The sequence below is a fragment of the Salinibacterium sp. G-O1 genome (genome assembly GCF_030063305.1).
Taxonomy (GTDB): domain Bacteria; phylum Actinomycetota; class Actinomycetes; order Actinomycetales; family Microbacteriaceae; genus Rhodoglobus.
This window is the reverse complement of record NZ_JASISV010000001.1, coordinates 593,599-614,986: the sequence shown is the minus strand read 5'-3', so window position 1 is coordinate 614,986 and position 21,388 is coordinate 593,599. Positions and strand designations below refer to the sequence as shown.

General features: G+C 64.4%; 26 protein-coding genes. 3 read left to right on the top strand and 23 right to left on the bottom strand.

The window, feature by feature from the left end; translation table 11 throughout:
• Positions 1-139 precede the first annotated feature (139 nt).
• The 3 genes from QMG83_RS03075 to groES form a co-directional block, all read right to left on the bottom strand.
• A complete protein-coding gene (locus tag QMG83_RS03075) occupies positions 140-1,414 on the bottom strand; it encodes an ABC transporter substrate-binding protein (RefSeq protein ID WP_283503882.1) in 1,275 nt (424 codons plus the stop codon).
• A 189-nt stretch (positions 1,415-1,603) separates the two neighbouring features.
• Positions 1,604-2,551, bottom strand: coding sequence for an EamA family transporter RarD (gene rarD / locus QMG83_RS03070; RefSeq protein ID WP_502948989.1), 948 nt, complete (start codon positions 2,549-2,551; stop codon positions 1,604-1,606).
• 98 nt (positions 2,552-2,649) lie between these two features.
• Entirely contained in the window at positions 2,650-2,946 is a 297-nt protein-coding gene (gene groES / locus QMG83_RS03065) for a co-chaperone GroES (protein ID WP_131416385.1), read from the bottom strand.
• 154 nt (positions 2,947-3,100) lie between these two features.
• Between groES and QMG83_RS03060 the strand changes: the two genes are divergently transcribed.
• Positions 3,101-4,282, top strand: coding sequence for a THUMP-like domain-containing protein (locus QMG83_RS03060; RefSeq protein ID WP_283503880.1), 1,182 nt, complete (start codon positions 3,101-3,103; stop codon positions 4,280-4,282).
• Here QMG83_RS03060 and QMG83_RS03055 read toward each other — a convergent pair.
• From QMG83_RS03055 to glmS, 9 genes are all read right to left on the bottom strand, one after another.
• On the bottom strand, positions 4,279-4,785 hold the full coding sequence (locus QMG83_RS03055) for a hypothetical protein (RefSeq protein ID WP_283503879.1): 507 nt from the start codon (positions 4,783-4,785) through the stop codon (positions 4,279-4,281). The genes QMG83_RS03060 and QMG83_RS03055 overlap by 4 nt on opposite strands.
• Positions 4,786-4,838: 53 nt before the next feature.
• Complete coding sequence (locus tag QMG83_RS03050) at positions 4,839-5,156, bottom strand: DUF4190 domain-containing protein (protein ID WP_283503878.1); 318 nt, start codon at positions 5,154-5,156, stop codon at positions 4,839-4,841.
• A gap of 115 nt (positions 5,157-5,271) precedes the next feature.
• A complete protein-coding gene (tsaD, locus tag QMG83_RS03045) occupies positions 5,272-6,315 on the bottom strand; it encodes a tRNA (adenosine(37)-N6)-threonylcarbamoyltransferase complex transferase subunit TsaD (protein ID WP_283503877.1) in 1,044 nt (347 codons plus the stop codon).
• The gene (gene rimI / locus QMG83_RS03040) at positions 6,312-6,797 is read right to left on the bottom strand and encodes a ribosomal protein S18-alanine N-acetyltransferase (RefSeq protein ID WP_283503876.1); all 486 of its coding nucleotides are present in this window, start codon (positions 6,795-6,797) and stop codon (positions 6,312-6,314) included. Before rimI ends, tsaD begins: the two co-directional genes overlap by 4 nt.
• Positions 6,794-7,429, bottom strand: coding sequence for a tRNA (adenosine(37)-N6)-threonylcarbamoyltransferase complex dimerization subunit type 1 TsaB (tsaB, locus tag QMG83_RS03035; RefSeq protein WP_283503875.1), 636 nt, complete (start codon positions 7,427-7,429; stop codon positions 6,794-6,796). The genes rimI and tsaB overlap by 4 nt, the downstream gene beginning before the upstream one ends.
• Positions 7,413-7,859, bottom strand: coding sequence for a tRNA (adenosine(37)-N6)-threonylcarbamoyltransferase complex ATPase subunit type 1 TsaE (tsaE, locus tag QMG83_RS03030; protein ID WP_283504511.1), 447 nt, complete (start codon positions 7,857-7,859; stop codon positions 7,413-7,415). The genes tsaB and tsaE overlap by 17 nt, the downstream gene beginning before the upstream one ends.
• A 35-nt stretch (positions 7,860-7,894) precedes the next feature.
• The gene (gene alr, locus QMG83_RS03025; protein WP_283503874.1) at positions 7,895-8,980 is read right to left on the bottom strand and encodes an alanine racemase; all 1,086 of its coding nucleotides are present in this window, start codon (positions 8,978-8,980) and stop codon (positions 7,895-7,897) included.
• Positions 8,977-9,348, bottom strand: a complete 372-nt coding sequence (locus QMG83_RS03020) for a holo-ACP synthase (RefSeq protein WP_283503873.1) — start codon at positions 9,346-9,348, stop codon at positions 8,977-8,979. The genes alr and QMG83_RS03020 overlap by 4 nt, the downstream gene beginning before the upstream one ends.
• A gap of 20 nt (positions 9,349-9,368) precedes the next feature.
• Positions 9,369-11,234 carry a glutamine--fructose-6-phosphate transaminase (isomerizing) gene (gene glmS / locus QMG83_RS03015; RefSeq protein ID WP_283503872.1) on the bottom strand — a complete coding sequence of 622 codons (1,866 nt, stop codon included), beginning with the start codon at positions 11,232-11,234 and terminating at the stop codon, positions 9,369-9,371.
• A gap of 56 nt (positions 11,235-11,290) precedes the next feature.
• Here glmS and coaA point away from each other — a divergent pair, with 56 nt between their 5' ends.
• Positions 11,291-12,238 carry a type I pantothenate kinase gene (gene coaA, locus QMG83_RS03010; RefSeq protein WP_283503871.1) on the top strand — a complete coding sequence of 316 codons (948 nt, stop codon included), beginning with the start codon at positions 11,291-11,293 and terminating at the stop codon, positions 12,236-12,238.
• On the opposite strand, the gene glmM is transcribed toward coaA, so the two are convergent.
• The 4 genes from glmM to truA form a co-directional block, all read right to left on the bottom strand.
• The gene (glmM, locus tag QMG83_RS03005) at positions 12,235-13,596 is read right to left on the bottom strand and encodes a phosphoglucosamine mutase (protein WP_283503870.1); all 1,362 of its coding nucleotides are present in this window, start codon (positions 13,594-13,596) and stop codon (positions 12,235-12,237) included. The genes coaA and glmM overlap by 4 nt on opposite strands.
• Before the next feature lie 22 nt (positions 13,597-13,618).
• Positions 13,619-14,134 (bottom strand): 30S ribosomal protein S9, encoded by a 516-nt coding sequence (gene rpsI, locus QMG83_RS03000; RefSeq protein WP_283503869.1) that lies wholly within the window; start codon positions 14,132-14,134, stop codon positions 13,619-13,621.
• A gap of 39 nt (positions 14,135-14,173) precedes the next feature.
• Positions 14,174-14,620, bottom strand: coding sequence for a 50S ribosomal protein L13 (rplM, locus tag QMG83_RS02995; protein ID WP_199281177.1), 447 nt, complete (start codon positions 14,618-14,620; stop codon positions 14,174-14,176).
• A gap of 284 nt (positions 14,621-14,904) precedes the next feature.
• The gene (gene truA, locus QMG83_RS02990; RefSeq protein ID WP_283503868.1) at positions 14,905-15,807 is read right to left on the bottom strand and encodes a tRNA pseudouridine(38-40) synthase TruA; all 903 of its coding nucleotides are present in this window, start codon (positions 15,805-15,807) and stop codon (positions 14,905-14,907) included.
• 137 nt (positions 15,808-15,944) lie between these two features.
• Here truA and QMG83_RS02985 point away from each other — a divergent pair, with 137 nt between their 5' ends.
• Positions 15,945-16,985 (top strand): ATP-dependent DNA ligase, encoded by a 1,041-nt coding sequence (locus QMG83_RS02985; protein WP_283503867.1) that lies wholly within the window; start codon positions 15,945-15,947, stop codon positions 16,983-16,985.
• 18 nt (positions 16,986-17,003) lie between these two features.
• Here QMG83_RS02985 and ligD read toward each other — a convergent pair whose 3' ends face one another.
• The 7 genes from ligD to infA all read right to left on the bottom strand — a co-directional run bounded on the left by ligD (position 17,004) and on the right by infA (position 21,258).
• A complete protein-coding gene (gene ligD, locus QMG83_RS02980) occupies positions 17,004-18,023 on the bottom strand; it encodes a non-homologous end-joining DNA ligase (protein ID WP_283503866.1) in 1,020 nt (339 codons plus the stop codon).
• A gap of 85 nt (positions 18,024-18,108) precedes the next feature.
• On the bottom strand, positions 18,109-18,648 hold the full coding sequence (gene rplQ / locus QMG83_RS02975; protein WP_283503865.1) for a 50S ribosomal protein L17: 540 nt from the start codon (positions 18,646-18,648) through the stop codon (positions 18,109-18,111).
• Positions 18,649-18,687: 39 nt separating this feature from the next.
• Complete coding sequence (locus QMG83_RS02970; RefSeq protein ID WP_283503864.1) at positions 18,688-19,680, bottom strand: DNA-directed RNA polymerase subunit alpha; 993 nt, start codon at positions 19,678-19,680, stop codon at positions 18,688-18,690.
• Between the two features lie 159 nt (positions 19,681-19,839).
• Positions 19,840-20,238, bottom strand: coding sequence for a 30S ribosomal protein S11 (rpsK, locus tag QMG83_RS02965; RefSeq protein WP_097060182.1), 399 nt, complete (start codon positions 20,236-20,238; stop codon positions 19,840-19,842).
• Between the two features lie 50 nt (positions 20,239-20,288).
• Complete coding sequence (rpsM, locus tag QMG83_RS02960) at positions 20,289-20,663, bottom strand: 30S ribosomal protein S13 (RefSeq protein WP_097060181.1); 375 nt, start codon at positions 20,661-20,663, stop codon at positions 20,289-20,291.
• Positions 20,664-20,813: 150 nt separating this feature from the next.
• Complete coding sequence (rpmJ, locus tag QMG83_RS02955; RefSeq protein ID WP_199281181.1) at positions 20,814-20,930, bottom strand: 50S ribosomal protein L36; 117 nt, start codon at positions 20,928-20,930, stop codon at positions 20,814-20,816.
• A gap of 106 nt (positions 20,931-21,036) precedes the next feature.
• Positions 21,037-21,258, bottom strand: a complete 222-nt coding sequence (gene infA / locus QMG83_RS02950) for a translation initiation factor IF-1 (protein WP_097060179.1) — start codon at positions 21,256-21,258, stop codon at positions 21,037-21,039.
• Between the last annotated feature and the right edge of the window lie 130 nt (positions 21,259-21,388).

The following is a 21,388-nucleotide window of genomic DNA, read 5'->3' as shown; positions in this document are numbered from 1 at the left end:
CACTGTCACCGACTGACCCCGCTCCTGCTGCAGGAGCGGGGTTTTTCGCTGCCTGCGGGCGCCCCTGAGCGCTGCGAGAGAGCGCCTGGCACGACGAAGGGCCCCCGGCTTTCGCCGGGGGCCCTCCTACCGCGCAGTCTTAGTTGATTGCGCTGTAGTTGTTGTCTTCACCGAACTGGTAGACACCGATGGTGGCCTCAGTCGGGTCTCCGACATCGTTCAGCGTGATCGGGCCTGAGATGCCGTCGTAGTCAGCTACGCCGCCACCGTTGATGATGTCAGCGCACTCTGCAAAGCTCGTGCACTTCTCACCGTCACCAGAACCACCGGAGACTTCCTGCAGCTTCGCAGCGATCTTGTCCGAGTCGGTCGAACCGGCTGCGAGTGCTGCGAGAGCGAGCAGAACAACCGAGTCATAAGATTCGGCTGCGTAGCTGAAGTCCTCGAGTGCGGGGTTACCCTCGCCCTGCCAGAACGTGTTCAGGTTTCCGGTGAACTCCGTCAACGTGTCGACGCTCAGGCCGGGAAGCGTGCCCTTGGCGCCCGTGAGGGTGCCCGGAGCAAACGTGGTGCCGAAGTTCTTCAGGTTGCCGTCTACGAAGTAGAGCTGGTCGGCCGGGTACCCGCTCAGAGCGGGAATCATGGTCGACACTTCCTCGAACGTGATCAGTGCGATCGCGTCGGGGTCAGCCGCGCGAACCTCAGAGATCTGCGCGTCGAAGGTGGTGTCACCGGTGTTGTAGCTGACCTCAGCCACCACTTCACCGCCGGCAGCTTCGAAGGCAGCCTTGGCGACCTTGGCGAGGCCGGTGCCATAGGAGTCGTTGAGCACGATCATCCCGAGGGTTTCTGCACCCGACTCTGCGATCAGGTTGCCGAGCACCTCGCCCTGGAGCACGTCAGACGGGGCCGTACGGAAGTACAGTCCGTTGTCGGCGTAGTCGGTGAATGCCGCCGAGGTGTTGGCCGGCGAGAACTGGATGACTCCAGCGCCAGTTACCTGGTCGATGAACTGCAGCGACACGCCTGATGATGCTGCACCAAGGATGGCCTTGACACCTTCACCCAGGAGGCGAGGGATCTCGGTCTCGTATGCCTTGTTGTCGGTATCACCCGAGTCACCCTGGATGAGCTCGATCTGCACGCCGAGGTCGGCCGCGTTGATTTCGGCTGCTGCGTACTCGCCACCAGCGATCTCGGGCGGGCCGAGGAAAGCGAGGTTACCGGTGACGGGAAGTGCCGTACCGATCTTGAGCGAGAGGTCCTGCGCCGGTCCGGCGCTGTTGCCACCTTCTTCTGCTGGTGCTGCACAGCCACTGAGGACGAGTGCGCTGACGCCGACGACGGCGACACCGCTGATCAGGGACTTAAGTGACCGCGAGCGTGGGGCTGTTGCCTTCGCGAATACGCTCATGTTGCTCCTTGCGTGTTGTATGACATGGAAATGAGAGCCACTTCGGTGGGGCCCTCTAGCCAAGCTATTGGCACCGGGGTCCCGGCACAATACAGGGGGGTTACAGACGTGTAACACGGCACGATCGTTATATTCCGTTATCAGTACGTAACGATTCGGCAATCGACCGAAAAGGTGCGGTGTGATCGGTTACGGCACGGCTTCCACCATGGGCGCCGGGCGTCGTCTCTGCCGACCGGATGAGGCGAACATGTCAACGGTCAGGATCGCCAGCGCGAGCCACACTATGCCGAACCCTATCCAGCGCTCGGGCGGCATGTCCTCCTTGAGCAGCACGACACCGACAAGGAGCTGGAGAATCGGCGCGATGTACTGCACAAGTCCCATGTAGGTCAGCGGCAGCCTGCGCGACGCCGCTGCGAAGAGGATGAGCGGTACCGCTGTGGCGACGCCGAGCGCGAGCATGAGAGCGGTGTGACCGGCCGCCTGGGTCCCGATGGTCAATCCGCCGGCAGCGCTGATGATCAGCAGCGCGATGACCGCGGCAGGCGCGAGCACTGCGGTTTCGACCGTCAGGCCACTGATCGCGTCGGCTTTCGGACCCACGCGCTTCTTGACGAGCCCATAAAAACCGAAGCTGAAGGCGAGGGTGAGCGCTATCCATGGGAAAGAGCCGTAGCCGATGGCGAGAACGAGCACAGCCACCGCACTGACGCCGATCGCTATCCACTGCAGCGGGCGCAGTCGCTCGCGCAGCACGATCACCCCGAGCAGCACGGTCACGATCGGGTTGGTGAAATATCCGAGGGCCGCCTCGACCACATGCCCGCTCAGGCTGGCGAAGACGTAGACGACCCAGTTCACGAGGATAAATACTCCGGCAACGGACAGAGACACCAGGGTGGCTCGATCGCGCACGATGGCGCGCAACCTAGGCCATCCGCGAGTCACCGAGATCAGGAGGGCGCAGAAGATCAGCGAGAGCACAATCCGCCAGGCAACGATCTCGATGGGACCGGCCGGCCGAAGGGAAACAAACAGCACGGGGAGAAAACCCCAGAGCACGTACGATGCGAGAGCGAAGGCGAGGCCGGGACGCGACACCCGGTCGTCGGTAGCGGAAGTCGGGGGCACCAATCCAGCCTACGTGTGGCTGGGCACGCAAAAGACCCCGTGGCAGAACCACGGGGTCTTTTTGGCAGAACCCGCATGCGCGGGACTCTGGCGAAACGTAATTAGCGGACTACGACCGCAAGCACGTCGCGAGCTGAGAGCACGAGGAGGTCTTCCCCGCCGTACTTCACCTCGGTTCCGCCGTACTTGGAGTAGATGACCTTGTCGCCCACTGCGATGTCGAGCGGGACGCGGTTGCCGTTATCGTCTATGCGGCCTGGGCCCACTGCGACGACCTCGCCCTCCTGGGGCTTCTCCTTCGCGGTGTCAGGGATGACAAGACCCGACGCTGTGGTCGTTTCTGCCTCTACCTGCTTGATGACGATTCGATCTTCGAGCGGCTTGATGGACACCGACACGGTTGACCTCTGCTTTCTAGAAACCTTGGGTTGGCACACTCCCTGTGAGAGTGCCAACCCAACTATAGAGCTTCGCTGGCACTCGATCAACGTGAGTGCCAGACGAATCACGACCCTGTCATGTTTACTCCGCCGTCACGGGTACCGTGAGGGAATGGATCAGGCCGAACTTCGAGAACTTTTCTCTGCCGAAGGACTCCGCTTGCTCGATTCCCTTCCGCCGTTCGATTCCACAGCGGATGTGGTTCGCACGGTGTCAGATCTTCGCAAAGCCGGGCATCCGGCCGGGCTCGTCTCAGCGGTGCTCAATCAGGCCAAATTGCGCCACCGGGCAACCACCAAGTTCGGATCATTCGCAGACCGGATGCTCTTCACCGAGGCGGGGCTCGAGCAGGCGACACGTCTGGGGGTGGCGGCTCACCACGCTGGCCGCTTCTCGGATGCCGGCGTCAAGTGGGTCGCCGATCTCGGCTGTGGAATCGGTGCGGATGCACTGGCGATCGCGGCACTCGACCTCGAGGTGACCGCCGTGGAGCGTGACGAGGTCACCGCCGCGATTGCCGCCTACAACCTCGCACCGTGGTCGAACGCCCGCGTGGAGCACTCGGCCGCGGAAGAGGCCAACCTCGCGGGGGTGGACGGCATCTACCTGGACCCGGCCCGGCGCGACGGCGCCCGCAGGCTTCGCGACCCCGGCGACTGGTCGCCATCCCTCGACTTCGCCTTCGGGCTGGCCGAACTGTACCCGACCGGCATCAAGCTCGGTCCCGGCATCGACCGCGAGCTGATTCCCCCCGGGGCCGAAGCCCAGTGGGTCTCGGTCGACCGGGACGTGGTCGAGCTCGGGCTGTGGTTCGGAGCGCTTGCTCGCCCGGGCATCCGTCGCTCAGCCCTCGTCATCAGCGATGCCGGGACGGCGGAGATGACGGCCGCTGCAGACAGCGCAGACGAAGCAGCGGGCGCGCTGGGTGAATTCGTGTACGAACCCGACGGGGCCGTCATCCGGGCCAGGCTCATCGGCGACCTCGCGCGCAAAATCGGGGGCAGGATGCTCGACCCCTCGATCGCGTACGTGACATCAGACACCGCTCACGTGACCCCGTTCGCCACCTGTTTCCGGGTGCTCGAAGATTTCGCGCTCGACAAGCGCACCCTGAAGCGCGAGATCGCGGCGCGAGGAATCGGCACGCTCGAGATCAAGAAGCGAGGAGTCGATATCGACCCCGCCGAATACCGCACGGCATTGGCGCCGAAGGGAGACGCCAGCGGCACCCTGATGCTTACGCGCGTGGGCGGTAAGCGCAGGGCGCTGCTGGTCGAACGGGTAATCGGCTAGAAGGAACTGCCGCTGGAAGCCGCAATGAAGACGAACAGGAAGAACAACCCGGCAATCAGGGAGATTCCCAGGCCCACGTAGCCCGTCACGAGGGCGGTGACCCAGAAGGGCTTCGCCCACGGCTGCCGCTTCTGGGCGAGGTGGCCCATGATCACGGCGGCGAGCGCCGGCAGGAATCCCAGCCCAACGAACGACATGAGCACGCCGAGGATGCCGACGATCATCGCCACGATGCTCAGGGTCTGGACCGGGCCAGCGGCCACGGGGGCGTATGGGTTCGGCTGGGGCGCAGCGGCCGGCGACGCATACGGTGCTGTCTGGCCCGGGGCGGCGTATGGGTCGGGACGTGCGGCCGCGGGGGCGGGAGGCGCCGGTGACACGGGAGGAAGCGGCGCGGGAGGCGCAGCAGCGGCCGGAGCGGGCTCGACGGGAGCTGGTGGGGGCGGAGTGACCGGCGGAACCGGTACGGGAGGAATTTCGTTGTCTGGGGTGTTGGTGGTCATGGTTGCTCCAAGAGAAGAAGCCCGCGCTTTCGAGGCGCGGGCTTCAGCGGGAATTAGTAGTTGTATCCGCCGTACGAGCCGACCAGCACGAGCGGGAGGATCACTGACACTGCGATGATCAGCAGCGTCAGCGCGCCCACGACGAAGCCGACGACGATGCCACCGATCGCAAGTCCGCGGCCGGCCTCACCCGTGGTCTTGATCTGGTTGAGAGCGATGAAGCCGACGATAATTCCGGCGAGCGGAACCACGAAGCCACCGATCAACGCGATGATCGCGAGAACGTTTGTCTTGGGCCCGGCCGGCTGTGCGTTGTACGGCTGCTGCGGCTGCTGGGGCTGCGGCTCTGAGTACGGTGTTGGGTCGGTCATGAGTGCGCTCCTAAGAAAGTCGGTGCCTAGCGGCGATGCCATAGTCCCAGCGTGGCGGTGACATTGTCAACGTGGCGCGTCCGGCAGGCGACCTCAACGCGTCCACCAGGCAGCGCTAGGCCTGGATTGTGGTGACGGGAAGGGTGGAGTCTGCCCCGAAGTCCAGGGTCGACGGCGGGCGACCGGCCATGATCAGCTGAGCACCGAGGGCGGCGATCATCGCGCCGTTGTCTGTGCACAGCGACAGCGGCGGAATACGAAGCCGGATGCCAGCAGCCTCGCAGCGCTCTGCCGCTAGCTCGCGAACCCGGGCGTTGGCCACCACCCCACCGCCGAGCAGAAGCCGGGGTACGCCGAGGTCGTTGCATGCCGCCACCGCCTTGGTGAGGAGCACGTCCACGACGGCCTCACGGAAGCTCGCCGCGACATCCGCGATCGGAAGCTCGGCTCCGGCATCCTGCTCGCGCTCGACCCAGCGCGCCACCGAAGTCTTGAGCCCTGAGAACGAGAAATCGTACCGGTGCTTCGCCATGTCTTTGGGGAGGCTGAGGCCCCGAGGAAAACGGATCGCTTTCGGGTCTCCGCCCACTGCGACCCTGTCGATGTGCGGGCCGCCGGGGTACGGCAGCCCGAGCAGGCGTGCGACCTTGTCGAAGGCCTCGCCGGCGGCGTCGTCGATCGTCTCGCCCAGCAACTCGACGTCGGAGACCAGGTCGCGCACCAGCAGCAGGGAGGTGTGCCCGCCCGACACGAGAAGCGCAATTGTCGGATACTCGAGCGGCTCAGTGTCGCTGATGAGGTCGGCTCCGACATGGCCGACGAGATGGTTGACCGCGAAGATCGGCTTGTCCAGCGAGACAGCCAGCGCCTTGGCCGCACCGACGCCGACCATGAGCGCCCCGGCCAACCCCGGTCCGCTGGTCACGGCGATCGCGTCGAGATCAGCGAGCGTGACATCCGCCTCGGCGAGCGCCTGCTCGATCGCCGGCACCAGTGCCTCGAGATGCGCACGCGCTGCGACCTCAGGCACGACCCCGCCGTAGCGGGCGTGCTCATCCATGGACGACGAGATCACGTTGGCGAGCAGCTCGGTGCCGCGTACGATGCCGATGCCCGTCTCGTCACAGCTCGTCTCGATTCCGAGAACTAACGGCTTCATAGCGCCACGCTCACTTTCGGCTCGACGACGGCCATGCGCATAATGATCGCGTCGACGCCATCTGGCTGGTAATAGTTTGGGCGCACGGCGATCTGCTCGAAGCCGAGCGAAACATAGAGCGCCTGCGCCGAGGGATTGTCGGCGCGAACCTCGAGGAAGATCTCACGCGCTCCCCTGGTGCGCGCCTCAGACATCAGCTGCAACATCAGCACTCGCCCGAGTCCGTTACGGCGCGCGCGCTCCGCGACGGCGATGGTCTGGATGTCGGCCTGCGGTTCTCTCAGCGGCGAGCGCAGCCCGGCATACGCATCGATCTGGTCGGGTTCGCCGGGCGGAAACGCGACGAGGTAGTACCCGTGCCGGTCTGCTAGCTCGGCCCGCATGATCGCCGAAGACCAGGCGTCTGTCGTAAACACCGTCGACTCGATCGCCATGATCGCGTCGAGGTCATCGGCTGTGGCCCTTCGCAACTGCCAGGTCATGTCGTGACCCGCTTTGGCCCGTTCGACATGGTGACGTCGGGCGATCGTAGGTAGAGCGCGCCAGGATGCCCGTCGAAGGAGCTCTCGACGTCGCGGCCATTCGCGAGCATGGTTTCGACCAGCATCCCGAGAGCCCCGGCAGACACCGTTGCGGCCTCCACCAGGCGGTAGTCCGCGAATCCGTGCACTGCGGTGTCGAGCTCGCCCACCTTGGCGAGGTTCGGCCCGCTCGTGCGGATCGGGAGGCCGGCGGCATCCGAGCCCGAATAGGTCGACCAGTAGACCTCGCGCCTGCGCGCGTCTGTCGCAACCAGTGTCGGTTCGGTGCATCCGAAGGCGATGGCGTCGTGACTGACCGCCGGAATCACCTTCGTGCCAGCGCCCACCGCAAACACGCGAGCCGCGGCGATGCCGACCCGCAGTCCGGTGAAGGGGCCGGGACCCATGCCTGCGACCACGCCGGAGAGCGCGGAAACCGTGATGCCGGAGTCAGCGATGCACGCCGCGATGAGGGAGCCGATTACCTCGGTGTGCCGGCGCGTATCGTCGGAGGAGAGCTCTGCGAGGATGCCGCCGTCGAGGTCGACCACGGCAACACTCGTGCCGGCTGACGTGTCAATGGCGAGCAGCATCGATCCATCCCAGTTGCGCCCAGCGCGGTCCGTGGCCGGTGATGCGAACCTGCCTCGGTTCGACCTCGGCATCCATATCGCCGCCGTGTGGACGGTCGATGTCAATCTCAAGCCAGGAGTCGACGACACCGTCGAGCATGCCTGCGCCCCATTCGACGACGACAATGGACGCCTCGAAGTCGATGTCGAGGTCGTCGAGCTCGAGCGCGCTGCCGAGCCTGTACGCGTCAACGTGCACGAGTGGCGCGCCGCCCTCACGGGGATGGGTGCGCGCGAGCACGAACGTGGGACTGGTCACGGCACCCCGCACGCCAAGAGCCTCGCCGATTCCCCGGGTGAGTGTCGTCTTCCCTGCGCCCAGCTCGCCGTTGAGCAGCACGAGGTCTCCCGCCTCAAGCTCCGCGGCGATCGTCGCGCCCAGTTCGCCCATCGACTCGGGGGTGTCGATCACGGTCGAGACGACGATCACGACGTGTACCGGCGCACGACACGGTTACCGATCCTCGTGACGATTTCGTAGTTGATGGTGCCGCACGCCTCGGCCCAGTCGTCGGCAGAGGGCACGCCGGTGGCCGGGTCGCCGAAGAAGATCGCGCGGTCGCCGACCGCAACATCGTCATCCCCCACGTCGACCACCACCTGATCCATGGCAACTCTGCCCGCCACCGTGTAGCGCTTGCCCTTGATGCTGATCGGTCCTGCACCTGAACCGTGACGGGGAATCCCGTCGCCGTAGCCCAGCGGAATCAGCGCGAGTGTGGTGTCTCTCGGTACGACGTGCTCGTGCCCGTACGACACTCCGGTTCCCGCTTTCACGCGCTTGGCCGAGACCACCGCTCCGCTGAGCTGCATCGCTGGGGTCAGCGAAACGGCGGGGTGGGAGCCTCCGCTGTATGGCGATAGTCCGTACGCAGCAACCCCGAACCGCACCATGTCGAAGCGGGAGTTCGGCACGTCGAGCGCGGCACCGCTCGCCGCGAGATGAACGAGTTCCGGCGTGAGGCCGGTCGCCGCGGCCTCCGCGAGGGCCTGTTCGAAGGATGCCACCTGATCGGTGTCACTCACCCCGGCCAGATGGCTGAAGATGCCTCGCACCACGATCCGGCCGGCGCGCTCGTGGGCCGCGGCAGCGTCGAACAGAGCCGCCCAGTCCCCCGGTGCCGCGCCGTTGCGGCCGAGTCCGGTGTCGACCTTGAGATGAATCTGGCCGGTTCCGGATGCCGCGGCAACCCGATCGAGTTGCTCGAGGTAGCTCACCCCGAGGTCGATCCGCGCGGCGATGGCCTCGGCGAAATCCTGATCCGGGTCGTGCAGCCACGCAAGAACCGGGGTTTGGATGCCTGCTGCGCGCAGCTCAAGCGCCTCGTCGATATCGACGACGCCGAGCCAGTCGGCTCCTCCCGCGACGGCCGCCCGCGCCGACTGAGTTGCGCCATGCCCATATCCATTGGCCTTGACGACCACCATCGACGTCATACCCCCCACAGCGGCTCGCAGGTTCTCGACATTGCCCGAGATCGCGCCGAGATCGATCAGGGCCTCGCGCATCATGGCGTGGACTCCACGATCACGTAGGCGATGGCCACCCCGGCATCGTGGCTCATCGAAAGGTGCACCGACGTGATGCCTTTCGCATCAGCGATCGCCTGCGTGGCCTCGCCGAGCACCAGGCTGGGGTTGCCGAGGTGATCGGATTCGACCCGCAGATCGTGCCAGGTGACGCCGGTGGAATCGCCCAGGGCCTTTATGAAGGCTTCCTTGGCCGCGAATCGACCCGCGAGTGATCGCAGCGGCATCGGCTTCCCATTCTTGACTTGTTCGCTCTCGGCGAACAAGCGCGAGATGAGCGCGGGCGTGCGCTGCAGCCCGTGCTCGAAGCGCGCGATGTCGACAAGGTCGACGCCGATCCCGACGATCATCAGTGTCTCCCCCGGGACCCTTACTCGACGGTGACGGACTTGGCGAGGTTGCGCGGCTGGTCTACGTCGAGACCCTTCGCTGCCGCGAGTTCCATGCCGAAGATGTGCAGGGGTACCACCGCCAGGAACGGCTCGAAGAGCGGACCTGCGAGCGGAATCGGGATGACCTCGTCTGCGAAGGGAAGCACAGCCGCGTCCCCCTTCTCGGCAATGGCGATCACCCGAGCGCCGCGCGCGCGGATCTCCTGGATGTTCGACACAACTTTGGGGTGAAGCGAGTGCGGGGCACGCGGGCTGGGGACCACCACAATGACGACCTGTCCCGGTTCGATCAGGGCGATCGGGCCGTGCTTGAGCTCGCCCGCGGCGAACCCCTCAGCGTGGATGTACGCCAGCTCCTTGAGCTTCAGTGCTCCCTCGAGCGCGACCGGGAACCCGACGTTGCGACCGAGGAACAGCACCGACTGGGTGTCGGTCATCCATCGCGCCATCTGGCCGATCTCGGCCTGCGAGACGCTCAGCACCTCGGAAATTTTCTCGGGCACGGCCTGAAGCTCGGCCACGCTCTCGCGGATCTGCTCGTCAGTCTGGGTTCCCCTGACCTTCGCAAGATGAAGGCCAACCAGGTAGAGCGCCGTCACCTGGGCGAGGAAAGCCTTCGTTGACGCGACGGCAACCTCCGGACCTGCGTGCGTGTACACGACAGCGTGCGACTCTCGCGGGATCGTCGCCCCGTGGGTGTTGCAGATAGAGAGCACCTGCGCGCCGGATTTCGTCGCGTGCTGCACCGCGACCAGGGTGTCCATGGTCTCGCCGGACTGGCTGATGGAAATCACGAGCGTGCGCTCGGTGATGATCGGGTTGCGATAGCGGAACTCGTGCGAAAGCTCGACGTCCACCGGAATGCGCGACCACTCCTCGATGGCGTACTTGCCCAGCATGCCGGCGTATGCGGCTGTGCCACACGCGACGATGACGATGCGGTCGATGCCAGCGAGCACATCGTCGCTGATGGGCTCAAGCTCTTTCAGAGTGACGAGTCCGTCGTGCACACGTCCGAGGGTGGTGTTCGCAACCGCGTCAGGCTCTTCGCTGATCTCCTTCGCCATGAAGCTCGACCAGCCGCCCTTCTCCGAGGCCGACGCATCCCACGCGATATCGAACTCCTCGGCCTCCACCGGGTTGCCCTGAAAATCAATGATCTCGACCGAGTCTGGGCGAATGGTGACCATCTGGTCCTGCCCGATCGCGACGGCTCGTCGGGTGAACTCCACGAAGGCGGCGACATCGGAACCGAGGAAGTTCTCGCCGTCACCGAGTCCGATGACCAGCGGCGAATTGCGGCGAGCGCCAACCACGACGCCAGGCTGGTCCTCGTGCATCACCAGCAGGGTGAAGGCACCCTCGAGGCGCGCTACGACGTTTCGAAGGGCAACGGTCAGGTCGGCCGTCTTGTCGTATTCGAGGCCGACCAGGAGGGCTGCGACCTCGGTATCTGTCTCGCTGCTGAAGCTAGCGCCGGTTGACTCGAGCTCGCTCTTGAGCTCGGCGAAGTTCTCGATGATTCCGTTGTGGATGAGCGCCAGTTTGCCGTCGGCAGAGAGGTGCGGATGCGCGTTGCGGTCGGTGGGCCCGCCATGGGTCGCCCAGCGCGTGTGTCCGATACCCGTGGCACCATTCGCGAGCGGCGCATTGTCGAGGTCGTCCAGCAACGCCTGCAGCTTGCCTGCGCGCTTGCGGGTGCCGAGATGACCCGACTCGTCGATGACGGCAATGCCCGCCGAGTCGTAACCGCGGTACTCGAGTCGCTTCAGTCCACCGAGGAGCACCTCGACACTCTTGCTGCCGTTCGAGTTGCTACCGACATAACCCACGATTCCGCACATGGGAACTGATTTTAGTTGCCTTAGCCTGTCGGCGACACACCGGTAGGATTTAGCCGATGTCAGAGCCCCTCAACAACAACGGACAATTCTCGCCGTTCATCGAGTTGGGACGGGCGAATTGGGCTGCGCTCGCGCCCACCATGACGGCACCGCTCAGCCGCACAGAGATCATCGGACTCCGCGGCCTGGGCGACGAACTCGACCTGGTCGAGGTGGAAGAAGTGTATTTGCCGCTCAGCCGACTCCTGAGCCTGTACGCGGAGGGCGCGCAGAAACTGCACGCCGCGACATCCACGTTCATTGGGGGTAAAGCGGCGCACACGCCGTTTGTGATCGGGGTGGCCGGCTCGGTTGCGGTCGGCAAATCGACAATCGCGAGGCTGCTTCGCGAGTTGCTGGCACGGTGGGAAGACACCCCCAGGGTCGAGCTGGTCACGACAGACGGATTTCTCTTCCCCAACGCCGAGCTGAAGCGGCGGGGGCTGATGGAACGAAAGGGCTTCCCCGAGTCATACGACCGCAGGGCGCTGCTCCGCTTCGTCAGCAAGATCAAGAGCGGGGCTCGGGAGGTTCGCGCGCCCTTCTACTCGCACCTTGCCTACGACATAGTTCCCGACGCCGAAATCGTCGTCAACGCGCCAGACGTGCTGATCATCGAAGGTCTCAACGTGTTGCAGCCACCCGTCGGGGGGCGAAGTCTCGCCGTCAGCGACCTCTTCGACTTCTCCATCTACGTGGATGCTCGCTCCAGCGACATCGCGCGCTGGTACGAGGAGCGGTTCCTCCGACTGCAGCGCGGCGCTTTCTCCAACCCGCAGTCGTACTTCCACCGGTTCGCCGAGCTGAGCGAGGACGAAGCTCGCGCGCGAGCCCGGGGAATCTGGGCCAGCATCAATGCGCCGAACCTCGAGCAGAACATCCTGCCGACACGGCCGCGCGCCTCACTCGTGCTGCGCAAGGGGTCAAACCATGCGGTGTCGAGCGTCTTGCTGCGAAAGATCTAGAGCGGAAGCCTCTCGCGAACCACGGCCGCGAGGCCCTCCGCGATCGACTCAGCGACATGCTGGTGCTCGGCTTCGACCATGACCCGCACCATCGGCTCCGTACCGGACGGGCGAAGCAGCACTCGACCGGAATCGCCCAGCGTCGCCTCCGCGGTGGCAACGGCAGCGGCGATGTCGAAATTGGATTTCAGCCCGAGGTGGTTGACGCCGCGAACGTTGATCAGAACCTGCGGGTACACCGTCATGGCCGACGCCAGCTGCGCGATCGTCTTTTCCGTTCTGGCCATCTCTGCGGCAAGGTGCAGTCCGGTCAGGATGCCGTCGCCCGTGGTCGCGAACTTCGTCATGATGACGTGCCCGGACTGCTCACCGCCCAGGGAAAGCTTCTGTGCAGACAGCGCCTCAAGCACGTAGCGGTCGCCCACAGCGGTTTCGACCATCCGGATGTCGTTGGAGGCCATTGCGCGCCGAAGGCCGAGGTTGCTCATGACGGTCGCGACAAGGGCCCGATCGGTGAGCACCCCGCGTTCCGCCATCGACAGCGCAAGGATGGCCATGATCTGGTCGCCGTCGATCGTGTTGCCCTGCGCATCCACGGCAAGGCAGCGATCCGCGTCGCCGTCGTGGGCGATGCCGATGTCGGCACCATGCGCCACGACCGCCGCCGCGAGAGGGCCAAGGTGGGTCGATCCGACCCCATCGTTGATGTTGATGCCGTCGGGGTCTGCTCCGATGACGGTGACCTGTGCACCGGCGTCAGTGAAAACCTGGGGCGAGACGCCGGCCGCGGCACCGTGCGCGCAATCGAGCACGACATGAATGCCATCCAGCCGATGCGGAAGAGTCGACAGGAGGTGCACGAGGTAGCGATCCTCGGCGTCAGAGAACCGCCTGATGCGACCGACGTCAGCGCCCTTGGGCGCGAGCTTCGGCTGATCGAGCATCGCCTCGATGCGGTCTTCGACCTCATCGGGCAGCTTCGTGCCACCCGCGGCGAAGAACTTGATCCCGTTGTCGGGCGCTGGGTTGTGCGATGCGGAGATCATGACGCCGAGATCGGCCTTGAAATCCGCCACCAAATACGCGAGTGCCGGTGTCGGCACCACTCCGGCGTCGAACACGTCGACGCCCGAGCTCGCCAGGCCAGCGGCAACCGCGGCGGCGATGAACTCGCCGGAAACCCGGGGGTCGCGAGCGATGACCGCCACCGGTCGACGGCCCGAAGCACGACGACCGTCGGCGACTCTTCCCTTGCCCAGGACGACCGCAGCCGCCTGGGCAAGGTTGAGCGCCAGATCTACGGTCAGTGCGCCATTCGCGAGTCCGCGAACACCGTCTGTACCAAAGAGCCTGGACATGCCTGCTCTTGCGCGAAGCGCTTTAGCGCTTCGAGAACTGAGGAGCCTTACGGGCCTTCTTGAGTCCAGCCTTCTTACGCTCCTTGACGCGAGCGTCACGGCTCAGGAAGCCGGCCTTCTTCAGGGCCGCACGGTTGTTCTCTTCGTCGATCTGGTTCAGCGAACGCGCGATGCCGAGGCGAAGTGCGCCGGCCTGGCCCGAGGGGCCACCACCGGTGATCTTTGCGATGACGTCGTAGCTGCCGAGCAGATCGAGGATCTTGAACGGGTCGTTGATGAGCTGCTGGTGCAGCTTGTTGGGGAAGTACTCGGCGAGCTCACGGCCGTTGACCGTGATGGTGCCCTCCCCCGGGATGAGGCGCACGCGGGCGATGGCCTGCTTGCGGCGTCCCACGGCTGCGCCGGGAACGGTCAGGACTGCGCGGGGAGCCTTGGGGGCATCCTCAGCGGGAGTCTCGGTGGAGTAACCAGCAGCAGGCGTCTCGGTGGTGAAGCTCGCGGGTGCTGACTCGGCGACGGAGTCTTCGATCTTGGCCAATTTATAAGTCCTTAGTTCTTTGCGTGAGAAGCGCGGGCGCTACTGAGCGACCTGGGAAAGGGTGTACGGCGTAGGCTGCTGCGCCGCGTGCGGGTGCTCTGCGCCTGCGTAGACCTTGAGCTTCGTGAGCTGAGCGCGACCGATCGAGTTCTTCGGGAGCATTCCACGAACTGCCTTCTCGACAGCGCGGGTGGGGTGCTTCGCAACCATCTCGGAGTAGGTCGTCACGGTCAGGCCGCCCGGGTAACCGGAGTGGCTGAAGTAGTTCTTGTTGGCCAGCTTCGAACCCGTGAGGGCTACCTTCTCCGCATTGATGACGATGACGAAGTCACCCATGTCCATGTGGGGGGCAAAAGTTGCCTTGTGCTTGCCGCGCAGCAGAACTGCCACGTGGGTTGCGAGACGGCCGAGAACGATGTCGGTTGCGTCGATGATGACCCAGTCGCGCTGGACGTCTTCGGGCTTGGGTGAGAATGTACGCGTCACAATAGTGCTGCTTTCATTGATCGATTGAGGTGTTCGTGAATCCCACTCCGTGGTCGGTTCGTTGACGATGTCGCGGAACACAGCCGCGTGTTTTGCAACAGTTGTTTCAAAACACTGGAGGGCTCATGATCGGGTGTCAGGCACGGGGCACAGACACCAAGGGTCGAGTCTAGACGCTCGACTCGCTTCCGGTCAAACCGCGCCGAGCCAGCGAGTGGTACCGGTGAGCGCGGCGCGACGCTACCGACCGTCGAATGCCCGACTAGCGGCTACACAGAAGCCCATTACTCCAGTGGGTTTCGTCGCGCGCGAGTCAGCTCTGCCCGCGCTGCCAACTGGTCGTCTGCGGGATAACCCACCTCGACGAGCGTAAGGCCCTTTGCCGGCATCACTTTGAATTCGCTCCCCTTCGAGCGCTCATCCCGAATGTCGGCTGGTCGCCCCGAATCGAGCTTGCCCTGCCCGACGTAAACCCCAGCCCCCACGAGGGACCGCACCATGCTGTGGCAGAACGCATCGGCACGCACCTCGCCGACGATGATCCCCTCGTCGGTGCGAGAGAATCGAAATTCTTCGAGACTGCGCACGGTCGTAGCTCCTTCGCGCGGCTTACAGTAGGCCGCCCAATCATGGAGCCCAAGCAGCTCTTGTGCCGCAACGTTCATCGCGTCGACGTCGAGCGTCGCCGGATACCAGACAGTGTGATTTCGGTAGCGTGGATCGCGCGGAGATTCGTTGTCGGAAATGCGGTACTCATAGCGGCGCCACATCGGCGAGAAACGGGCGTCGAAGCCCTCCGGGGCGATGACCGCTCGGGAGACATAGATGTCGGCCTCAAGCCCCGCGATCCCGTTAATCCGCCGAGCTAGCGACGCTGGGCCGTCATAGCGTCGGCCCCCGAGGTTGCCGCGGCGGGGTCGGTCGAGGCTGCGTAACTGCCCCGCGGTGAGGTCAAGGTGAGCGACCTGGCCGCTGGCGTGCACCCCAGCGTCCGTTCGACCGGCGACAACAAGCGTGGGAATGGGGCCGTGTTTGCGAAAGATAACGCCAAGCGCGTCTTCAATAGTGCCCTGGACAGTTCGAAGCTCAGGCTGCGTGCTCCACCCGGAAAAATTGGTGCCGTCATACGCGATGTCGAGACGCAGCCGAATCACAATCCCCGGCTGCACAGGGTTCGCCTCTTCCATCATTCAAGTCTATTTCACCGAGAAAACCCCGGCCCGCATTGCGCGGATCCGTGCCGTTGTGGGCAATCGACAGGCGCAGGGGGCATCGGCTGGGGAAGGGGTATCTAACTGCTCGACCCCTGTGCGAGTGTAGGCGAATGGACCTTCCCGATGGATTTCCTGTTGCGCCGATGCTCGCGAAAGCCGTGAAAGGCATCCCCGAAGGCCCCGGCCTGAGCTACGAGCCCAAGTGGGATGGCTTCAGGGGGATCGTCTACGTCGACGGCGATGATGTGCAGATCGACAGCCGCGGATCGAAGCCGCTGACCCGCTACTTTCCTGAGCTCGTCGCCGAGTTCACCCGCCAGCTAGGGGTCTCGTGCGTGCTCGACGGGGAGATCGTCGTTCGGCAGGGCCAGATCGGCCGCGAGCGTCTCGACTGGGAGTCGCTCTCGCAGCGCATCCACCCGGCCGAGAGCAGGATCCTGCGGCTCTCGCAGGAGAATCCGGCCGACTTCGTAGCGTTCGACCTGCTCCACCTCGATGGCCGCTCGCTCAAAGACGAGCCGTTCGAGGTGCGGCGGGCCGCCCTGGAACGGTTGTTCGAGGCTCTGGAGGCCCCGCTACGCATTACGCAGACGACCCGCGACAGCGCGCTCGCCAAGACGTGGCTCACCGAGTTCGAGGGAGCCGGGCTCGACGGGGTGGTTTCCAAACCACTTGCGGCCCCCTATGCGCCCGGGAAGCGCACGATGCTCAAGACCAAGCACGTGCGCACCGCCGACGTTGTCGCCATCGGCTATCGCATCCATGCGTCGGGAAGCGGTGTGGGCTCACTGCTCGTCGGACTGTACGGCGACGACGGCGAACTGCGCGGCGTCGGCGGCATCTCCGCGTTCTCGAATGCGCGCCGCCAGGAGCTCATCGCTGAACTCGATCATGTGGTGGTCCGTGATGACAGCGGCGCCCCGATCGTCGGCGAATCCGAACGTAGCCGCTTCTCCGGCTCGCGCGACATGTCGTTCGTGCCTTTGCGCCCCGAGCTCGTCGTCGAGGTGCGCTACGACCAGTTGGAGGGATCCCGTTTTCGGCACACCGTGCAGTTCGAACGATGGCGTCCCGACCGGGAAGCGCGCTCGTGCACGCTCGGCCAGCTGGAGCGCCCCGTCGCCTACGACCTCGGAACGGTCTTCAGCTGACGCTCACCTAGCGGCGCGCTAGGGCTTTTTCGCGCGCGAGGGCTGCACGCGAGGCGGCTCCCCCGGCATCTTCGGGAAGTCGGGCGGGAATGGGAGCTCCCCCAGCCCGTTGCTGAGGTCACGCTCCCACCATTCGAGCAGCGCGCCAAGCTCTCCGGGGTCGTCTGCGAAATGCTGCCAGGGGTCGCCACTCTCCGCGAGCCGACCTGGCACCGTGAGCACGGTGAACTCGCGAGGATCGGCACCATCCAGCTCCGACCACTCCAGCGGTGTCGAGACGGGCGCGTGAGGCAGCGGCCTCGGGCTGTACGCGCCGGCCATGGTGCGATCCCGGTTCGCCTGGTTGAAGTCCAGAAAGATCCGCTCGCCGCGCTCCTCTTTCCACCAGGACGTGGTGACAGCATCCGGCATTCGCCTCTCGAGCTCGCGGCACGCGGCGATCACGGCGTGGCGCACGACGAGAAACTCGTGTTCGGGACGGATGGGCGCGAAGACGTGCAGGCCACGGTTGCCGGACGTCTTGACGAACGCCGTGAGCCCGGCCTCGGCCATCACCGAGCGCAGCTCGACGGCCACCCTGGTGGCGTCCGCGAAATCCGTGCCGGGTTGCGGATCGAGATCGATGCGAAACTGGTCGGGGTTATCGCTGTTGCCGGCGCGCGAAGCCCATGGATGAAACGTGATCGTGTTCATCTGCACGGCCCAGACCGCGGCCGCCGGCTCGTCGATGACCAGCTGCGGATGGGATCTGCCGCTCGGGTAGACGACAGGCGCGCTCCGGATGAAGTCGGGAGCGCCCTTCGGCGGGTTCTTGGAGTAGAACTCTTCGCCGTCGACACCGGAGGGAAACCTCTGCAGCGAGACCGGCCGGTCGCCGTTGGCAAGCACGAATGCCTCGCCGACGGCGATCACGTATTCCGCGAGCTGCAGTTTGGTGACGCCCGCCTCCGGCCACAACACCCTGGACGGGCTCGACACCCGCATGTCACGAACCCCGTGGGGGCCCGGAACCTGAATCGTCGTCGCCTCGCTGGCCATGATCCCAAACTACGCCTGCGCGGGATCGGCCGGTTAACGAGGTTCGGCCCCGCTCGAAAGCGGGGCCGAACTCAATAACCAACTACTACTTGGCGTCCTCTGCAGGAGCCTTGTCAGCGGCTGCGTCCTCGGCCGGAGCCTCGGTTGCAACAGCGGTCTCATCGGCGGTGTCGTCTGCCACGGGCTCGTCGGCAACGGGCTCGTCAGCGGCAACGGGCTCAGCCTTGGCTGCTGCCGTCTTCTTGACCGACTTCGGCTTCGGGTTGACAGGCTCGAGCACGAGCTCGATCTGAACCATCGACGCGTTGTCGCCCTTGCGGAAACCGAGCTTCGTGATGCGGGTGTAGCCGCCCTCACGCAGTTCGACGAGCGGCGCGATCTCGGTGAAGAGCTCGTGGATGACGCTCTTGTCACCGATGATCGACAGCGCGCGGCGACGGTTGTGCAGGTCACCCTTCTTGGCGAAGGTGATCAGTCGCTCGGCGACGGGACGCAGCCGCTTGGCCTTCGTCTCGGTCGTCTTGATGCTCTTGTGTGTGAACAGGGCCGCGGCCAGGTTCGCGAGCATGAGGCGCTCGTGGGCTGGCCCTCCGCCGAGGCGGGGTCCCTTTGTGGGTGTAGGCATTTTCTAGTTCTCCAGTATCAAAAGTCTGCGGTGAGACGCTTAGGCAGGGGTTTCGTCGTCGTAGCCACCGAAGAAGTGGGCACCGTCGAAGCCGGGAACGCTGTCTTTAAGCGACAGCCCCATCTCGACAAGCTTGTCCTTCACTTCGTCTACCGACTTCTGTCCAAAGTTGCGGATGTTCATGAGCTGCGTCTCCGACAGTGCGACGAGTTCGCTCACGGTGTTGATTCCCTCGCGCTTGAGGCAGTTGTAGCTGCGCACAGACAGGTCGAGGTCTTCGATGGGCATGCTGAGCTCGCTGGAGAGAACGGCGTCGACCGGCGCTGGGCCGATCTCAATGCCCTCTGCGGCGTTGTTCAGCTCGCGAGCCAGACCAAACAGCTCGGTCAGCGTGCGACCGGCCGAAGCGACTGCATCACGCGGGGTGATCGCGTTCTTGGTCTCGACATCCACGACCAGGCGGTCGAAGTCGGTGCGCTCACCGGCACGAGTTGCCTCGACGCGGTAGGTGACCTTCAGCACTGGCGAGTAGATCGAGTCGACCGGGATCTGGCCGGCTTCGCTGAATTCGCTGCGGTTCTGGGTCGCGGAAACATATCCACGTCCACGCTCGATGGTCAGCTCGAGTTCGAACTTCGCCTTGTCGTTCAGGGTGGCGATGACGAGCTCGGGGTTGTGGATCTCGACACCGGCCGGAGCCGAGATGTCGGCAGCGGTGACCTCACCGGCGCCCTGCTTGCGCAGGTAAGCGGTGATCGGCTCGTCGTGCTCGCTCGAAACAACAAGGTTCTTGATGTTCAGGATGACCTCGGTGACGTCTTCCTTGACACCGGGAACGGTGCTGAACTCGTGCAGCACGCCGTCGATGCGGATGCTCGTTACGGCAGCTCCCGGGATCGATGACAGCAGGGTGCGACGCAGTGAGTTTCCGAGGGTGTAACCGAAACCGGGTTCGAGCGGCTCGATGACGAAGCGCGAGCGGAACTCGGAGATGTTCTCTTCAGCAAGAGTGGGGCGCTGTGCGATGAGCACTGGTGTTTCCTTTCGGCAAAGTGTCCGCTATATGACACTTGAGGCGCGACGAGTGGCTGGCCCGTCGATCTGTTGAGTTGTGAGTGAGTTGAGCTACAAACAGGAGCTGATGGCCGCGCGCCGAGACGTGCTCGTGCGCGTGGCCATCAGCCGATAAAGCTAAACGCGGCGACGCTTGGGCGGACGGCAACCGTTGTGCGCCTGCGGCGTCACATCGTTGATCGAGCCGACCTCGAGGCCAGCGGCCTGGAGTGAGCGGATCGCGGTCTCGCGACCTGAACCCGGTCCCTTGACGAAGACGTCGACCTTCTTCAGGCCGTGCTCCTGCGCCTGGCGTGCTGCCGACTCAGCCGAGAGCTGTGCGGCGAACGGGGTCGACTTGCGCGAACCCTTGAAGCCGACGGTACCCGACGATGCCCAGCTGATTACCGCACCCGTGGGGTCGGTGATCGTGACGATGGTGTTGTTGAACGTCGACTTGATGTGGGCCTGGCCCAGCGCGATGTTCTTCTTTTCTTTCTTGCGCGGCTTACGAACGGCCGATTTTGGTGCTGCCATGGTGTTCTCCTAAAACCTTTATGGCGACGTCAGTGGGGTGAACCCAGCGACTATCGGGCCTTCTTCTTGCCGGCTACGGTGCGCTTCGGTCCCTTACGGGTACGAGCGTTGGTCTTGGTGCGCTGTCCGTGAACGGGCAGGCCCTTGCGGTGGCGGATGCCCTGGTAGCTGCCGATCTCGACCTTGCGGCGGATGTCAGCGGCAACCTCACGACGGAGGTCACCTTCTACCTTGAAATTGACCTCGACGTAGTCGCGAAGGGCAATGAGCTGCTCATCGGTCAGATCCTTTACGCGGATCTCCCCGCTGATTCCGGTGTCGGCGAGGGTCTTGAGGGCCCTCGTACGGCCAACACCGTAGATGTAAGTCAGTGCGACCTCTACGCGCTTGTCGCGCGGGATGTCGACGCCGGCTAGACGTGCCATGGTGGCTTCTCCTGTGAGTGAGTGGAGGTGTGGGACAAAACCTGTACACCGGCCTCCAACCGGTGGTGTCCGCCATAATCGCTTTCGCGATCGTGGCTTCTGGTTCTGCCGTTCTTATTCAGTTGTGTTGCTGGTCGAGCTGGTGAGCTGTTAGCCCTGGCGCTGCTTGTGACGCGGGTTGGACTTGCAGATCACCATGACGTTTCCATTGCGGCGAATGACGCGGCAGTGGTCACAGATGGGCTTGACGCTGGGGTTTACCTTCATTGTTATTCCTTGTACTCGCTGTCTTCGTACTCGCGGGATGCCACGAGTCGTTACTTTCCAGCGCGATTACCGTTGGCGCGTTGCCTGAGCAACGACCGTCACGGCACTACTTGTAGCGGTAGGTGATCCGGCCGCGGGTCAGGTCATAGGGGCTCAACTCCACAACCACACGGTCCTCCGGGAGGATCCTGATGTAGTTCTGTCGCATTTTGCCCGAAATGTGAGCAAGTACACGGTGGCCGTTGGTCAACTCAACGCGAAACATTGCGTTGGGTAGAGCTTCGACTACTGCGCCCTCAATCTCGATGACACCGTCTTTTTTGGCCATAGCCTCTTCGTCGCTAAAAGTTAGATTTCGCTGGTCTGCGGGGATTTCGGCATTTTCAGGCACGGCAAAACCGGCCAGAAACACCAAGGATCAAGCTTAGGTCATTCCCGGGCGTTTCGCTACTCGGGGT

Coding starts and splice junctions, on each gene's coding strand:
- QMG83_RS03075 (WP_283503882.1), bottom strand. CDS start 1,414: ATGAGCGTATTCGCGAAGGCAACAGCCCCACGCTCGCGGTCACTTAAG.
- QMG83_RS03060 (WP_283503880.1), top strand. CDS start 3,101: ATGGATCAGGCCGAACTTCGAGAACTTTTCTCTGCCGAAGGACTCCGC.
- QMG83_RS03055 (WP_283503879.1), bottom strand. CDS start 4,785: ATGACCACCAACACCCCAGACAACGAAATTCCTCCCGTACCGGTTCCG.
- QMG83_RS03050 (WP_283503878.1), bottom strand. CDS start 5,156: ATGACCGACCCAACACCGTACTCAGAGCCGCAGCCCCAGCAGCCGCAG.
- tsaD (WP_283503877.1), bottom strand. CDS start 6,315: ATGAAGCCGTTAGTTCTCGGAATCGAGACGAGCTGTGACGAGACGGGC.
- rimI (WP_283503876.1), bottom strand. CDS start 6,797: ATGACCTGGCAGTTGCGAAGGGCCACAGCCGATGACCTCGACGCGATC.
- tsaB (WP_283503875.1), bottom strand. CDS start 7,429: ATGCTGCTCGCCATTGACACGTCAGCCGGCACGAGTGTTGCCGTGGTC.
- tsaE (WP_283504511.1), bottom strand. CDS start 7,859: ATGGGCGAACTGGGCGCGACGATCGCCGCGGAGCTTGAGGCGGGAGAC.
- alr (WP_283503874.1), bottom strand. CDS start 8,980: ATGATGCGCGAGGCCCTGATCGATCTCGGCGCGATCTCGGGCAATGTC.
- QMG83_RS03020 (WP_283503873.1), bottom strand. CDS start 9,348: ATGATCGTCGGGATCGGCGTCGACCTTGTCGACATCGCGCGCTTCGAG.
- glmS (WP_283503872.1), bottom strand. CDS start 11,234: ATGTGCGGAATCGTGGGTTATGTCGGTAGCAACTCGAACGGCAGCAAG.
- coaA (WP_283503871.1), top strand. CDS start 11,291: ATGTCAGAGCCCCTCAACAACAACGGACAATTCTCGCCGTTCATCGAG.
- glmM (WP_283503870.1), bottom strand. CDS start 13,596: ATGTCCAGGCTCTTTGGTACAGACGGTGTTCGCGGACTCGCGAATGGC.
- truA (WP_283503868.1), bottom strand. CDS start 15,807: ATGGAAGAGGCGAACCCTGTGCAGCCGGGGATTGTGATTCGGCTGCGT.
- QMG83_RS02985 (WP_283503867.1), top strand. CDS start 15,945: ATGGACCTTCCCGATGGATTTCCTGTTGCGCCGATGCTCGCGAAAGCC.
- ligD (WP_283503866.1), bottom strand. CDS start 18,023: ATGGCCAGCGAGGCGACGACGATTCAGGTTCCGGGCCCCCACGGGGTT.
- rplQ (WP_283503865.1), bottom strand. CDS start 18,648: ATGCCTACACCCACAAAGGGACCCCGCCTCGGCGGAGGGCCAGCCCAC.
- rpsK (WP_097060182.1), bottom strand. CDS start 20,238: ATGGCAGCACCAAAATCGGCCGTTCGTAAGCCGCGCAAGAAAGAAAAG.
- rpsM (WP_097060181.1), bottom strand. CDS start 20,663: ATGGCACGTCTAGCCGGCGTCGACATCCCGCGCGACAAGCGCGTAGAG.
- rpmJ (WP_199281181.1), bottom strand. CDS start 20,930: ATGAAGGTAAACCCCAGCGTCAAGCCCATCTGTGACCACTGCCGCGTC.
- infA (WP_097060179.1), bottom strand. CDS start 21,258: ATGGCCAAAAAAGACGGTGTCATCGAGATTGAGGGCGCAGTAGTCGAA.